This is a genomic window from Corynebacterium doosanense CAU 212 = DSM 45436 (assembly GCF_000767055.1).
In the GTDB taxonomy this organism is placed as follows: domain Bacteria; phylum Actinomycetota; class Actinomycetes; order Mycobacteriales; family Mycobacteriaceae; genus Corynebacterium; species Corynebacterium doosanense.
This window is the reverse complement of the sequence record NZ_CP006764.1, coordinates 406,121-419,296: the sequence shown is the minus strand read 5'-3', so window position 1 is coordinate 419,296 and position 13,176 is coordinate 406,121. Positions and strand designations below refer to the sequence as shown.

The following is a 13,176-nucleotide window of genomic DNA, read 5'->3' as shown; positions in this document are numbered from 1 at the left end:
CCTCGCGGTACCCTCGGAAACCATGAACCTCTTCGACTCCGGCTCCGACTACGCCGCCCACCGGCCGAGCTACCCCGACGAGCTCCCCGCCCTGCTGGCGGAGCTTCCCGCACACCGCACGTGCGCACTCGACGTCGGCTGCGGCACCGGTCAGCTCACGGCGAAAATGGGCGCGTACTTCGACCAGGTGCTGGGTGCCGACCCGAGCGAGAGCCAGGTGGCCAACGCCACCGGCCCGGACAACGTGCGCTTCGAGGTGGGTACCGCGTCCCAGCTGCCTGCTGCAGACAACTCCGTCGACCTCATCACCGTGGCCCAGGCCGTGCACTGGTTTCCGGACCTGGATGCCTTCTACGACGAGGCCCGGCGCGTGGCCGCACCCGGCGCCGCGATCGCGCTGATCTCCTACGGTCTCTGCCACCTGGAAGGCCTGAACGAGATGTACCAGGACTTCTACTGGGGTGATTTCCACCGCCACTGGGAACCGGAGCGCCGGCACGTGGAGAACCAGCTCGCGGACATTACCTTCCCCTTCGAGCGCATCGGCATCGAGAGCCCCGACATCGTCCGCGACCTCACGCTGGAGCAGTTCATCGGCTATCTGGGCACCTGGTCCGCTCTGAAATCACCCGGCGCACGCGAGGAGGCGGAGGCATTCCAGGCCGAGCTGGCCCGGGCATGGGGCGATGCGCAACTCCGTCGCCGCGTGACCTGGCCCGTGACGGTGCTGGCGGGACGCATCTGACATGCACCCCGACGACAGCACACTCCTGAGCATCCTGGCCAAACGCTCCGACCTCTCCCGCCCACGCCCGCAGGACCATTTTTTCTTCCTGCCCACGGAGCAAGCCGCGCTCGAACTACTGGGTCAGCTCGAGGGCTGGACCCAGGTGGGCGACATCCGCCCGGTCGACAACACCTGGGCGCTCACCGTCCGTCGCACCGACCTCCCCGCGAACGAACCCACCATCGCCGGCCTACGCAGACGTTTCACGGAACTGGCCCTGGATCTCGGGGGGCTTTACGACGGCTGGCAGGCCACCACCGATGTCGGCCTGGATCGGCCCACGGACGGCACGGCGATGCTGCTCGAGGAGCTCGACCCGGGAGACCGGGACACCATCGACCAGCTGGTCCCGCTGTTGAAGAAGCTCGGCGCGCTCCATTCCCCCGAAGCTCTGGTCACATTCATCGACGCGGGCCGCCCCGAGTGGAAGATGAAGGCGTTCGAGGACCCGGCCACCGCGGACGATGTCATCCACCTCGTCGGCACCGCCGCCGGTGAGCAGATCGCCGCGGCCACGGGCCTGCGGTGGGTGCTGCTCGTCGAGGACGACGTGGAGGAGATCGTGCTCGCCGACGCCGAGCGCGGAGTCATCCGCCCCTTCTCCATGGCCAGCGAATGGTGGGAGGAGAAGGGCCGGACGGACGTGTCCGACTTCATCCGGGCCGCGATCATGCTGGTTCAGATTTAGTGCGCACGTGCGCACTTTTGGCCAGGCTCTCCCGTTGAGTCGCCAGCAGGTAACGCACGTGACCCCGCTGCCCGCCCAGCAAACCCAGCTTGTCGAGGAATCCCCGCGCGCGGTCACTCACCGGGCTGGCCAGTGAGAAAAACGCGGCCAACCTGTCGTCCGGGGAGGTCATCTCGTTGAGGAGGAACACGGCCAGGATGATCCCGGCGGCTCCGCGTTCGTCGCTGCACTGCCGGTGAAAGACCTTGGGTTGGATGGCGGCTACGTCGGCAAGTAGCCGTCGACACGCGGTCCTCACCTCGGCGGGGTACGGGTGCACGTCGAGGAACTCGTCGATGTAGTCGCTCCACATGGTGACGCGGTCGACGATTTCCCTCTCCAGCAGCGAGACGTCGAGTGCTTCGGCGGGGAGCGGATCGGTGTCGATGTTCAGCAGTTCATCAATCCCACCCGCGCGGTCCACTACCTGCTCCCAGTCCGACCCCTCCTCCTGCTCGCGGCGCCAGCTCCAATTACCGCTGGGCGGGAAGTAGGCGTCGTCGAAGCTCACCACCGGTTGTCCGAAGTAGTCCTCCGTATGGTCGTCGTAGGTCAGCTCCGCCAACAGCCAGCGGGTGCGAAACGCCTCGTCGTCGACCGCGGCGAAGCAACGTAGAACCAGGTCGGCGGGGGCGTCATTCTGCCCGAAGAGCCAGGAGAGGTACGTGCGGACTCCGCGTGCCTGGTGGAAAACCTGGGGCAGCGGCACCTCGCTGTTCCGCCAGAGTTCGCGCAGAATCTGGCCGAGACGTACGGACGAGCATCCACGGGACGCGAAACCCGTCTCCCTGACCAGGGCCACCAGCACCTCCCGGACGAAGTCCCGTGCGACCTCGTCGCTCCCCAGCGCCCTGGCTTCCCACGAGCGGTCGAACTCGATGTACTCCTCGATCACGACGTCGTCGAGATGGGCGGGGAGGAGGGGTCGCGGCAGCATCCGACGCAGCCACGTCGACGCATCGGACCGGAGAAGATAGCCGCCCGCCTCCTCGACCGACACCTCCGTGCGGGCACCCGCGCAGGCAGGAAAATCCTCCTGAAGGGTCGTGCCGGTGACTTTGCCGCTGGTCAGGTCCGCGCCCACGCTCAGCGACAGCACCTCGCGTCCCGAGGTGATCCGGCATTCCAGCGTGATCCGCTCCCCCCAGGGATCATCCACCCGGTGGACCTCGTCGATGGTCCAGTCCATGAGCGCCTGCTGCCACTCGGGGTCGGTGTCCCCACGTTCGGCGAGCACCCGCACGACTCGGCTACGCGCCTTTCCCCGGGGCAGCACCGCCTCCAGGCCCAGCAGCTCCCGCAGCGCCTCGTGGGACGGGTCTCTGCCGAGGATTTGCACACGGGCGAGCAGGGCGGCCCGGCGCGCGGTGTCGTCCTCGACAAGCAGCCGGTGCAGGTCCACGAGCAGCGCGGCGGGGTCGGTGACACACACTGGGCGGCGGAGAATGGAGGTCGGTGAGATCATGACTCCTTAGACCCGCCTCACCCCGCAGCGGTTCCCGGGAAAGCTAGATCGACGCCCCCACCCACACGGGCTCGGGCTCCAGCGTCACGTCGAACGCGGAGAGCACACCCGCGCGAATGTCCCTGGCCAGCGCGATCAGGTCATCCGCTGTGGCGGACCCACGATTGGTCAGCGCCAGGGTGTGTTTGGTGGACAGCCGGGCCGGGGCTCCCTCGCCCGGGTAGCCGCGCGGGAAACCGGCACGTTCGATGAGCCAGGCCGCGGAGAGTTTGACCTCATCGCCCGCGGGCCACGCCGGCATCCGCGCGGCGTCCTCCTTGCCCCGCTCCTCCGCAACCCGCGCGCGCACGGCGTCGGCCACCGCCGACGGCACGATGGGGTTGGTGAAGAAGGATCCGGCGGACCAGGTGTCGTGGTCTTCCGGCTCGAGCACCATGCCCTTGCCGCGGCGCAGCGCCAACACCTCCGAGCGCACCTCGGCCACCGGCCGGCGCTCCCCCGCCTCACCCGCGAGCTGGCCGAAGCGCAGCGGCCGCGACAGCCCGTCGGTGGTCAGCTGCAGCTCGATCTCCAGCACCACCGCTCGCTGGGTGAACTTGAGGTTGGAGTAGCGGTACGCCAGCTCCAGCGACGACGCTGGCTCCCACGACACCGAACCCGTCTCCCGGTCGTACAGCTTGACCTGCGTGAGCACGTCGGAGATCTCCGCGCCGTACGCGCCGACGTTCTGCACCGGGGTTGCACCGGCCGAGCCCGGGATCCCGGACAGGCACTCGATGCCCCCGAGCCCACGCTCGACGGCACCCGCGACCACGTCATCCCACACCGCGCCCGCCTCCGCGCGGACCAGGCCATCGGATCCGAAGGTGACCGAAGAGTTCTCCAGGATCACCGCCGTGAGGTCCAGCGACCCCTCGGCAACCACGAGGTTCGAGCCTCCGCCGACCACGAGGAAAGGGCCGTCGATAAGCGAGCACGCAGCAACGATGGCCTCCTGCGTCGCGCACCGCACCCCCAGCCGCGGGGTGCCGCCGAGGCGCAGGGTGGTCAGCTCGGCAAAGGACACGGGGTCGACGCGGAGACCGGGGACGTCGGCGAGACTGTGGGGCATAAGTGAATCAGACACCCGATTCACGGTAGTCTGTCGGACATGTCAACCCGTAGCGAAACCACCGCAACTGTCAATCAGCCGCTGGATAAGGTTCAGCAGGCATTCGCCAGCGAAGAGTACTGGCGCTACATCGCCGAGAACCTCTCCCCCGAGGCCGGCGAGGTCGCCGAGTTCAAGCCCGGTGAGGTCACCCTGTTCGAGGTCCTGCCGGTCACCCTCCTTCCCGAGGCCGTGCGTGCCATGGTTTCCCAGGCACTGAAGGTCAAGCGCACCGTCACCCTCGAGGGCGACAAGTACACCTACAACGCCGACGTCAAGGGCACCCCGGTGGACTTCTCCGGCGTGGCCACCCTGGCTGCCGCCGGCGAGAACACCACCTTGGCCTACGAGAACGAGGTCTCCGTGAACATCCCGTTCATGGGCCCCGCCATCGAGCCCAAGGTCGGCGACGCCCTCGGTGAGCTGTTCCAGAACGAGGCTGACCTGACCTCGAAGTGGATCGCCGAAAACCTCTAAGTTCGACCCGATGGCCGATCACGCGCACAACCTCCGCGCCGGAGGTGGCCGTGGTCGGCCTTTTGGTGTCATCACCCGCGGCACCACCGGCGTCAACCGTCTGCGCCGCTCCGACCGGTGGAGCATTGCCCAGCCAGCCGTCCGCGCGACGCTGAGCGGCGAGCGGCCCCTGGCCCTCGACGTCGGTTACGGCGCCTCGCACACCACCACGGTGGAATGGGCCCGCTGGCTGCGCCGGGTCAACCCGGACGTGGAGGTCGTGGGCCTGGAGATCGACCCGGCCAGGGTGCTTCCCCCGCGTGACGGCGTGCGTTTCGAACTCGGCGGTTTTGAGCTCGCCGGCTACCGCCCCCACCTCGTGCGTGCCTTCAACGTGCTGCGCCAGTACGACGTCGACCAGGTCGAACCCGTGTGGGAGACCGTCACACGCCGCCTCGCCCCCGGCGGCCAGTTCATCGAGGGCACCTGCGACGAGATCGGGCGCCGCGCCGCATGGGTGCTTATCGACGCCTCCGGCCCCCGCTCCCTCACCCTGGCCTGGGATCCTGCCGACGTGTCGAAACCCTCCGACGTCGCCGAGCGCCTGCCCAAGATCCTCATCCACCGCAACCGGGAGGGCGAGCGGATCCACGCCCTGCTGCGCGCCGCCGACCAGGCCTGGGACCACGCCGCGGGGTGGGAGCCCTACGGCCCGCGGGTGCGCTGGGAGAAGGCGCTCGAGCTGCTCCGCGGCGAGGGAATCCCCCTGATCGTCGCCCGTCACCGCTCGCGCGATGCGGTGCTCACGGTTCCCTGGGAGTCCGTCGCCTGAGGGTGAGTGTGTGGCACACTCTTTCCCATGGCTCAACGTTCCTCCACCCGCTCCGGCGGCACTGTCCTCAAAGTCGTCCTGATCGTCCTCGCCGTTCTCATCGTCCTCGCGGTCGTGGCGGAGATCGTGCTGCGCATGTTTGTCGCGGGCCAGATCCGCTCCGGCTATCAGGAGGAGAACCCCGAGGTCAACGCCCAGGAGGATGTCGACATCTCCTTCGGCGCGGTGCCACTGCTCTTCGGCATCGCCAGCGGCAAGATCAACGAGTTCTCGCTGCGCACCCCGTCCACGCTGCAGATCGACGGTGACAACGTCTCCGGCGCACCGGCCGCGGACGTCAACCTCGACGGCGTGACCCTCGACGACTCGATGACGGCGGACTCCATGGTCGTCACCTCCGAGATCCCGCAGGACTACCTCCTGGCCACCATCCGCAAGCAGATCGCGGAGAATGTCCCCGCGGATGCCGGCCCGCTGGCCGAGCACCTCACGGTGACGAATCTGACCGCGAACCCCGAGGCCGGAGCGCTGGACGTCGAGTTCGTCCACGGCGCCGCCGTGCTCACCCTGACCCCGATCCAGCAGGACGGTCAGCTCACCTTCGCCGCCTCCGGCGGGGAGATCCTGGGCTTCGCCCTGCCCGCGTCCGTCACGGAGCAGATCACGCAGACCCTCCAGGACGGTGTCGCCGGGCAGCTGGACACCAACGGCATGCGGATCGAGAACCTCGAGGTCATCGACGGCGGCGTGCGCACCACCCTGACCGGTCAGAACATCCCGCTCCGTCAGCTCAACGAGGCCACGCAACCAGCCGCGTAGCCCCGCTCTCCAGTGCGGCGACGGCGTCCTCGACCGACGCCACCCGCACGGTGTCACCCTCCCGGTGATGCTTATCGACGACCGCCCCCTCCGCACCCGCCGCGTACGCGACCCGCGCGCCGGCCTCGGTGGCCGCAATGACGGCCAGCCGAACCGGCGGCGGCACCGACTGCCGCACGGCCACCACGTCCGCCAGCAGCGAGTTTTCGTCGGCGATCGTCTCATCCACCGCCAGCCAGACCTCCTCCGCGCCGAACTGCACGGCCAGCCGGGCCTCGGCCGCCTTGACCAGCGAATGGTGCCGGCCGGTGGGAAACCCCACCACGGCGATGCCGGTCATCCCCTCGGGAACGAGCCCGAGGTGGGTGGGGAACACGACACAACGCTCATGCCCGGCCGCCACGGCGCGGGCGAGCTGGGCGCGCACGTCAGCGGCGCTGGCATCAGATGCCAGCGCCGCGAACACTGTCCGGCTGTTGAGCCAGGTGAGGTCGTCCATCTACCAGCCGTAGTTGCCCTGCAGGATGTCCTTGATCTGCGGGCGCACGTCGAACCAGTAGAGGCCGATGGCGACCATGCCGATCCAGGAGAGGAACGGCATCCTGGTGAACACCACGACGGCCGACAGCACAAGAATGCCGGTCCACGCCCATTTGCCCTGCCGACCGGCGGCGTCGTAGGCGTCGTCGCGGGTGGTGGCGGCGAGCACCGCGCCCAAGATCCCGGAGAGGGAGATGAGGGCGTAGAGCGCCCACTCCAGGTATCTGTAGTAATCCAGCAGTAGGGTTTCCAAGAGTTACTTTCCGTCGTCGATGACTTCGCCGTCGATGATATCCGCGTCGCCGCGCAGGTTGTCCATGAGGTTGTCCAGACGCCCCGAGGCGTCCGTGTGCGCCTCGTCTGCGGTGGAGTCGGTCTCGTCCTTGCGGACCTTGGTCACGGCCTCGTCGACGGAGCCACGCACGGAGCCGATGGTCTCGCTGACGAAGCCGCGCGCCTGGTTGAAGGAGTCGGTGTCGCGCACCTCCGAGGCGGCCCCGCGCAGGGAGGCGAAGAGCTCGCGGGCGATGCCCTCGGCGCTCGAGGCGAAGTCGGCGGTCGCGGCCTTGATGTCCTCGCCGCCGTTCGCCCCGGAGAGCCGCGTGCGAGCCTGGCCTGCCGCATCCTTCAGGCGGGCCAGCAGGTCCTCCTGGCCGGCGTCCTCGCGGACGCGGCCGGCGAAGTCGGAGACGACGTCGCCGATCGAGGCTCCGGCAGCCTTGAGGTTGTCCAGCAGGGAGTCGTCGTTCTTCTTCTCGGTCATGTTCCTGGCTCCTTCGTCACTGTGAGTACTGAGGATTATCAGCCACCGAACAGCAGCTGGTTCACAGTGTAAATAACTACCCCGGCCAGTGCACCGACGATGGTTCCGTTGAGCCTGATGTAGGTGAGGTCCTTGCCCACCATGAGTTCGATCTTGTCGCTGGCCTCCCGGGCATCCCAGCGGGAGATCGTCTCCGAGATGATGGCGGTCACCTCACCGGAGTAATTCTCCGCGAGGAACTTCACGGCGCCGTTGATCCTGCGGTCGAGACTGGCACGCAGCTCCGCGTCGGACTGGATGCGCTGCCCCCAGGAGACACACAGTTCGCGGACCTTGGCGCGCAGCGCGGAGGATTCGTCGGAAGCGGCGTCGATAAGCGCCGTGGACAGCGCCTGCCAGATCTGGGCGCCGGCGCCGCGCATCGCGCGGGAATCCATGATGTCGGCCTTGATGGACTCCACCCGGGCGATCATCGCCGGGTCCTCCTGCAGGTCGACGGCCAGCTGCGTGATGAAGCGGCGGATGGAGCGGCGGGCATCATGCTCCGGATCGTTGTCGACGTCGGCGAGGAAGGAGACCACCTCGCGGTAGACCCGCTCGCCCACGAGGTCCCGGGCGAAGCGCGGGGCCCACTGCGGCATACGTTCGTCGATCATGGAGACGATGGACTCCTCGGCCTCGCCGATGCGTTCGCGCGCCCAGGTGATCACCGCGTCGACGACCGGCTCCGTCTTCCCGTCCTCGATGAGGCCCTCGAGCATCCGGCCCGCATGCGGTGCCCATTCCGGCTCCGCGAGGCGGTCGATGACCTGACGGTTGATCAGCTCCTCGGCATCGGCCGGGTCCACCGCCTGCACCGCGTTGACGGTGAACTTGCCCACCTCCCGGGAGACCAGCGCGGCATTGTCCGGCCCGGACAGCCAGCGGCCGATGAGTTCCGGCACCTCCGCCTGGGAGACCTTCTCGGTGATGAGCTGAGGGTTGAGGAAGTTGTCCCCGACAAACCCCGACAACGCGTCACCCAGCTGGTCCTTCTTCGCGGGAACCAGCGCGGTGTGCGGGATGGGCAGGCCCATGGGGCGGCGAAACAGCGCGGTGACGGCGAACCAGTCGGCCAGGCCGCCGATCATTCCCGCTTCCGCGCCGGCACGGACCCAGCCGACCCAGGGGGGTGCGCCACCCGCCCGGCTCTGCCACCAGGAACAGAGCAGGAAGATCAGCGCGGCCACCACGAGCAGGCCGGTGGCGAAGGCCTTGTGGTTGCGCAACGCGCGGCGACGTTGTGCCTCCGCCTCCGGGCTCATTCCCGGGACGGTAGTGAGTTCTGCCATGCGCTCCATTATGACGGCAAATGCCCGGCCCCCCGTTATCCGGGGGGGCCGGGCATGCGCGGAGTCAGGCAGTTAGTTCATGCGGCCGGAGCGCTTGACGTACTCCTTGTAGTCCTTCCGACCCACGACAAGCATGAGGAAGAAGGCGACGGCCAGGAGCACGACGGCACCGATGACGCCGATCCAGATGAACAGCATCGGGTCGTGGTCTACGGTACCGGTGCCCCACAGCAGCTGACCCGTGCCGAAGAGAGCCGTGCCGATGAAGGCGAGCGCCGCCATGAGCAGGCCCATGCCGATCCAGGTGGAGGACTTCAGCAGCGAGGAGTGCTGCGCAGTCAACGATGCCGGATCGTATCCCTCGATGTACAGGCTTTCCGCGTACCCGCCGTGGTAGGTCGGGTAGCCTTCCACCGCGTTCTCGACGTTGGCTGCATGAGCGCTCATAGCTGATTCTCTCTTTCGCTGAATTCTGTGAAAACTAGCTTAGTCGTCCTTGCCGCGGAAGGCGGCACGTGCGCGCTCGCGGCCCACGCTGGACACGGCGGTCAGCGGGATGCCGGCCGGGCAGACATCCGCACACTCGCCGTAGAGCGAGCAGTGACCGAAGTTGGTCTCCAGCTCGTCGACCATCTGACGTGCTCGCTTGCCCCGCTCGTTCTTGCCCAGGGGCATGAGGGAGAGGTGGACAAGCTTCGCGCCGGTGAACAGGTGCGCGGCACCGTTCGGGCAGGCGGCGACGCAGGCGCCGCAGCCGATGCAGGCGGCGTGGTCGAGGGCGAACTCGGCGGTCTGCTCGGTCTGCAGCATCTCGTCGGCGTCGGGGGCGGTGCCGGCGTTGATGGAGACGTAGCCACCCTGCTGCATGACCCGGTCAAGGGCGGAGCGGTCGACGACCATGTCCTTGATCACGGGGTAGGCACCGGAGCGCAGCGGCTCCAGCTTGATGGTGTCACCGTCGGAGAACTCGACCAGGCGCTGCTGGCAGGCCGGGGTGTGCTGGGCGGGGCCGTGCGGGCGACCGTTGACCATGAGGCCACAGGTACCGCAGATGCCCTCGCGGCAGTCGGAGGCGAAGGCGAAGGGCTCTTCGCCGCGCTCGGTGATGCCGGCGTTGATGTGGTCGAGCAGCTCCAGGATGGACATCTGCTCTTCGGCGTCGGTGACCTCAACGGTCTCGAAGGCGCCTTCGTGGTTCGGTCCGGCCTGGCGCCAGATATCTACAGTCAGTTTCATTACTTGTAGTTCCTTGTCTGCAGCGGGATCGATTCGAAGTACAGCGGCTCGGCGTGGCGGATGAATCCGCCGTTGCCGTTCGGCTCCCATGCGGAGACAAAGCACCAGTTCTCATCGTCGCGCTCGGCCTCTCCCTCTTCGGAGAGGTGGTCGTCGCGGTAGTGCGCGCCGCAGGACTCGTCGCGGTCCAGTGCGTCGACGCACATGAGTTCGCCCAGGTCGATGTAGTCCGCGACGCGGGTCGCGTATTCGAGAGCCTGGTTCATGTAGTTCTGCTCACCCGGGACCTGGACGTTGATCCAGAAGTCCTCGCGGAGCGCGCGGATCTTGTTGATCGTGGTCTTGAGGTCCTCGACGTTACGGGAGACGCCGCAGCCCCAGTAGAGGAGCTCACCGAGTTCGCGGTGGTAGGACTCCGCGGTGCGGGGGTTCGGGCCGGAGACGGCGAGCAGCTTGTCGATGCGTGCCTGGGCACGCTGGACGGCTGCGGTGGCGTCCGCGGAATCCACGGCGAGCACGTCGGTGCCCAGGTGGTTCGCCAGGTAGTGGGGAACCGTGAACGGGAGGGTGAACCAGCCGTCGACAGATGCCGAGAGCAGCGAGTTCGCACCGAGGCGGTTCGCACCGTGGTAGGTCCAGGAGCACTCGCCGGCGGCGAAGAGGCCCGGCAGGGACGTCATCTCGTTGAAGTCGGTCCACAGGCCACCCATAGTGAAGTGCACGGTGGGGGCGATGCGCATCGGGCCGTCGTGGGGATCCTCGCCGATGGCCTCCTCGTACATCTTGAAGAGGTTGGAGTAGCGGGAGTCGATGGTCTCGCGACCCAGCTTCTCGAACGCGTCGCGGAAGTCGAGGTACGCCGAGTTCTTCAGCGGGCCGACGCCGTAACCGGCGATGATCTGCTGCGAAATCGCGCGAGAGGCGACGTCGCGGGGCACGAGGTTGCCGAAGGCCGGGTAGCGGCGCTCCAGGAAGTAGTCGCGCTCCTCGTCCGGGATGTCGTTGGGGTTGCGGTCGTCGTCCTTCTTCTTAGGCGACCAGATGCGACCGTCGTTACGCAGCGACTCGGACATGAGGATCGTCTTCGACTGCCAGGTCGCGTTGACCGGGAGGCCGGTCGGGTGGAACTGGACGAAGGCGGGGGACGCGAGGTACGCGCCCTGCTCGTACGCACGCATCATGGCGCCGGCGTTGGAGTTCTTGGCCAGCGTGGACATGTGGTACACGTTGCCGTAACCGCCGGTACCGAGGATGACCGCGTGGCCCGTGTGGGCCTCGAGCTCGCCGGTGATGAGGTTACGGGTGACGATGCCCTGGCAGCGACGCTCGCCGTTGTCCTCCGTGACGATGAAGTCCTGAAGGTCGGAGTGCGTGAAGATCTCCACGTTGCCGAGGTGGATCTGACGCTGCAGGGAGGACGCGGTGGAGAGCTGGAGCTGCTGACCGGTTTGTCCACGGGTGTAGTAGGTGCGGGAGACCTGCACGCCACCGAAGGAACGGGTGGCCAGGGTGCCGCCGTACTCGCGGGCGAAGGGCGCACCGATGGCGGACATGTGGTCGATGACGCGGAAGGACTCGACGGCGAGGCGCCAGCAGTCGGACTCACGGGAGCGGTAGTCGCCGCCCTTGACGGTGTCCTTGACGTGGCGGTAGGCGCTGTCGTTGTCGACCTTCTTGCCACGGGCGGAGTTGACGCCGCCCTGGGCTGCGATGGAGTGCGCGCGTCGGGGGGCGTCGTGATACGTGAAGACCTTCACGTTGTAACCCAGCTCGCCGAGCGCGGCTGCTGCGGCGCCGCCGGAGAGGCCGGTGCCGACGACGAGGATCTCGAACTTGCGGCGGTTGAGCGGGGAGACCAGGTTCATGTGGTCCTTGTTGTACTCCCACATGTCCTTGGACGGGACGCCCTTGGGCTCCGCGTTGTCGAGGATCGTGCCCGGGGTGACTCCGGGGACGCTCGAGGCGGGCTGGGTGAAACCCTTCTCGTTGGCGTTGGTTTCACCGCCGGTGTTCTCGGTGCCCGCATTCACGGTGCTGTTGACCGTCGGTTCGCTACTGTCGGACTGTGCGCCCTTGTCAACCGTGTGTGGTGTGCTGCTCATGGGTGATTCTCCTAGCTGACCAGGCCGAGTGCGATGGACAGGGGCATGATGATGTTGCCGAGGACGACAACGGTGGGGATGACGGCGGCGAGGAAAGCGACGACCTGAAGCCACTTCTTGCCCGTGATGCCCAGGTCGGACGCCGCCAGGCGGATGCCGTGGAAGAGATGCAGGAACAGTGCCAGCATCGCGATGACGTACCAGATGGTGACGGGCCAGCGGGAGAACGTGGCGATCATGTTGCCCTTGACGTCACCGTGGGTGAACTCCGAGGGAGAGACCGGCTGGACACCCAGGGTGAGGTCAAGGATGTGGAAGATGATGAACGCCAGCAGTACGACGCCGGTGATGAGCATCGACCGCGTCGCAGTGGAGTCCAGGCCGCCCATGAGGTTGGTGCGGCGGAACTTGCCGCGCGACTGGCGCGAGCGGCTGGCCAGCGTGATGGCGCCGTGGATGTGGGCAATCACGGCCACGACGAGCACGGCGCGGATGATCCACAGCAGACCCTCGTGCGGGAAGAGCGGCGTGCCCATCTCGCGCAGGAATACTCCGTATTCATTGATCGCCGCCACGCCCGAGTGATCGGGCATGTAGATCTTCAGGTTGCCCACCATGTGACCGATCACATACAGGGCGAAGATCAGGCCGGTGACAGCCATCACGAGTTTCATGGCCCACGTAGGGTAGGCCGGCCGCTGACGCAGCGGCTGTTCGGTAATTTTTCCGTGACGTACTGATTCACGGTCGACGTTCTTAACAGTCATGGCACCTCCAGTGTCGGTATTACTCTAGGGCGCGAAAGCGCGGATAAACCAGCCGGACGTACTGCTAGGGCCTCCGCCCCCTCACCCCCGCAAAGTTAGGTTGACCTCACACAATACTCTCCTTCACACGTCCTGCCACGATTTTTGGCCCATCCTTACAACCTTTGCAGTACATTCGGGCCCAATGTGACCTTCCCCATA

15 protein-coding genes are annotated in these 13,176 nt (G+C 67.1%); 5 read left to right on the top strand and 10 right to left on the bottom strand.

Going from position 1 to position 13,176, the window contains the following annotated elements; all coding sequences use genetic code 11:
* Positions 1–22: 22 nt before the first annotated feature.
* Positions 23–745 carry a class I SAM-dependent methyltransferase gene (locus CDOO_RS02170; protein ID WP_018021394.1) on the top strand — a complete coding sequence of 241 codons (723 nt, stop codon included), beginning with the start codon at positions 23–25 and terminating at the stop codon, positions 743–745.
* 1 nt (position 746) lies between these two features.
* On the top strand, positions 747–1,475 hold the full coding sequence (locus CDOO_RS02165) for a ribonuclease E inhibitor RraB (protein WP_018021395.1): 729 nt from the start codon (positions 747–749) through the stop codon (positions 1,473–1,475).
* Here CDOO_RS02165 and CDOO_RS02160 read toward each other — a convergent pair.
* Both CDOO_RS02160 and CDOO_RS02155 read right to left on the bottom strand, forming a co-directional pair.
* The gene (locus tag CDOO_RS02160; RefSeq protein ID WP_018021396.1) at positions 1,456–2,979 is read right to left on the bottom strand and encodes a hypothetical protein; all 1,524 of its coding nucleotides are present in this window, start codon (positions 2,977–2,979) and stop codon (positions 1,456–1,458) included. The genes CDOO_RS02165 and CDOO_RS02160 overlap by 20 nt on opposite strands.
* A 43-nt stretch (positions 2,980–3,022) precedes the next feature.
* A complete protein-coding gene (locus CDOO_RS02155; RefSeq protein ID WP_018021397.1) occupies positions 3,023–4,090 on the bottom strand; it encodes a UDP-N-acetylmuramate dehydrogenase in 1,068 nt (355 codons plus the stop codon).
* A 39-nt stretch (positions 4,091–4,129) separates the two neighbouring features.
* On the opposite strand from CDOO_RS02155, the gene CDOO_RS02150 reads away from it, so the two are divergent.
* The 3 genes from CDOO_RS02150 to CDOO_RS02140 are packed head-to-tail and all read left to right on the top strand — an operon-like array spanning position 4,130 to position 6,236.
* Complete coding sequence (locus CDOO_RS02150) at positions 4,130–4,606, top strand: DUF2505 domain-containing protein (RefSeq protein WP_018021398.1); 477 nt, start codon at positions 4,130–4,132, stop codon at positions 4,604–4,606.
* Positions 4,607–4,616: 10 nt separating this feature from the next.
* Complete coding sequence (locus CDOO_RS02145; protein WP_018021399.1) at positions 4,617–5,417, top strand: class I SAM-dependent methyltransferase; 801 nt, start codon at positions 4,617–4,619, stop codon at positions 5,415–5,417.
* A 27-nt stretch (positions 5,418–5,444) separates the two neighbouring features.
* Positions 5,445–6,236: an LmeA family phospholipid-binding protein gene (locus CDOO_RS02140; RefSeq protein ID WP_018021400.1), complete on the top strand. Its 792-nt coding sequence runs from the start codon at positions 5,445–5,447 to the stop codon at positions 6,234–6,236.
* Here the strand turns inward: CDOO_RS02140 and CDOO_RS13200 are convergent.
* From CDOO_RS13200 to CDOO_RS02100, 8 genes are all read right to left on the bottom strand, one after another.
* Positions 6,208–6,735 carry a hypothetical protein gene (locus CDOO_RS13200; RefSeq protein WP_018021401.1) on the bottom strand — a complete coding sequence of 176 codons (528 nt, stop codon included), beginning with the start codon at positions 6,733–6,735 and terminating at the stop codon, positions 6,208–6,210. The two genes, CDOO_RS02140 and CDOO_RS13200, sit on opposite strands and share 29 nt — an antisense overlap.
* Positions 6,736–7,029: a DUF2516 family protein gene (locus CDOO_RS02130; RefSeq protein WP_018021402.1), complete on the bottom strand. Its 294-nt coding sequence runs from the start codon at positions 7,027–7,029 to the stop codon at positions 6,736–6,738.
* A gap of 3 nt (positions 7,030–7,032) precedes the next feature.
* Positions 7,033–7,539, bottom strand: a complete 507-nt coding sequence (locus CDOO_RS02125; protein ID WP_018021403.1) for a CGLAU_01105 family protein — start codon at positions 7,537–7,539, stop codon at positions 7,033–7,035.
* 38 nt (positions 7,540–7,577) lie between these two features.
* Complete coding sequence (locus tag CDOO_RS02120; protein ID WP_081610329.1) at positions 7,578–8,870, bottom strand: DUF445 domain-containing protein; 1,293 nt, start codon at positions 8,868–8,870, stop codon at positions 7,578–7,580.
* Between the two features lie 72 nt (positions 8,871–8,942).
* Complete coding sequence (locus tag CDOO_RS02115) at positions 8,943–9,317, bottom strand: hypothetical protein (RefSeq protein ID WP_018021405.1); 375 nt, start codon at positions 9,315–9,317, stop codon at positions 8,943–8,945.
* A 39-nt stretch (positions 9,318–9,356) separates the two neighbouring features.
* Positions 9,357–10,106, bottom strand: coding sequence for a succinate dehydrogenase/fumarate reductase iron-sulfur subunit (locus tag CDOO_RS02110; protein ID WP_018021406.1), 750 nt, complete (start codon positions 10,104–10,106; stop codon positions 9,357–9,359).
* Entirely contained in the window at positions 10,106–12,208 is a 2,103-nt protein-coding gene (locus CDOO_RS02105) for a fumarate reductase/succinate dehydrogenase flavoprotein subunit (protein ID WP_018021407.1), read from the bottom strand. Before CDOO_RS02105 ends, CDOO_RS02110 begins: the two co-directional genes overlap by 1 nt.
* Positions 12,209–12,219: 11 nt before the next feature.
* Positions 12,220–12,975: a succinate dehydrogenase cytochrome b subunit gene (locus CDOO_RS02100; protein WP_026159285.1), complete on the bottom strand. Its 756-nt coding sequence runs from the start codon at positions 12,973–12,975 to the stop codon at positions 12,220–12,222.
* Positions 12,976–13,176 lie beyond the last annotated feature (201 nt).

Excerpts from the sequence above, each read along its gene's own strand:
- CDOO_RS02150 (WP_018021398.1), top strand. The coding sequence starts at position 4,130 with ATGTCAACCCGTAGCGAAACCACCGCAACTGTCAATCAGCCGCTGGAT.
- CDOO_RS02155 (WP_018021397.1), bottom strand. The coding sequence starts at position 4,090 with ATGCCCCACAGTCTCGCCGACGTCCCCGGTCTCCGCGTCGACCCCGTG.
- CDOO_RS02120 (WP_081610329.1), bottom strand. The coding sequence starts at position 8,870 with ATGGCAGAACTCACTACCGTCCCGGGAATGAGCCCGGAGGCGGAGGCA.
- CDOO_RS02145 (WP_018021399.1), top strand. The coding sequence starts at position 4,617 with ATGGCCGATCACGCGCACAACCTCCGCGCCGGAGGTGGCCGTGGTCGG.
- CDOO_RS02115 (WP_018021405.1), bottom strand. The coding sequence starts at position 9,317 with ATGAGCGCTCATGCAGCCAACGTCGAGAACGCGGTGGAAGGCTACCCG.
- CDOO_RS02105 (WP_018021407.1), bottom strand. The coding sequence starts at position 12,208 with ATGAGCAGCACACCACACACGGTTGACAAGGGCGCACAGTCCGACAGT.
- CDOO_RS02165 (WP_018021395.1), top strand. The coding sequence starts at position 747 with ATGCACCCCGACGACAGCACACTCCTGAGCATCCTGGCCAAACGCTCC.
- CDOO_RS02140 (WP_018021400.1), top strand. The coding sequence starts at position 5,445 with ATGGCTCAACGTTCCTCCACCCGCTCCGGCGGCACTGTCCTCAAAGTC.
- CDOO_RS02125 (WP_018021403.1), bottom strand. The coding sequence starts at position 7,539 with ATGACCGAGAAGAAGAACGACGACTCCCTGCTGGACAACCTCAAGGCT.
- CDOO_RS02100 (WP_026159285.1), bottom strand. The coding sequence starts at position 12,975 with ATGACTGTTAAGAACGTCGACCGTGAATCAGTACGTCACGGAAAAATT.
- CDOO_RS13200 (WP_018021401.1), bottom strand. The coding sequence starts at position 6,735 with ATGGACGACCTCACCTGGCTCAACAGCCGGACAGTGTTCGCGGCGCTG.
- CDOO_RS02170 (WP_018021394.1), top strand. The coding sequence starts at position 23 with ATGAACCTCTTCGACTCCGGCTCCGACTACGCCGCCCACCGGCCGAGC.
- CDOO_RS02110 (WP_018021406.1), bottom strand. The coding sequence starts at position 10,106 with ATGAAACTGACTGTAGATATCTGGCGCCAGGCCGGACCGAACCACGAA.
- CDOO_RS02160 (WP_018021396.1), bottom strand. The coding sequence starts at position 2,979 with ATGATCTCACCGACCTCCATTCTCCGCCGCCCAGTGTGTGTCACCGAC.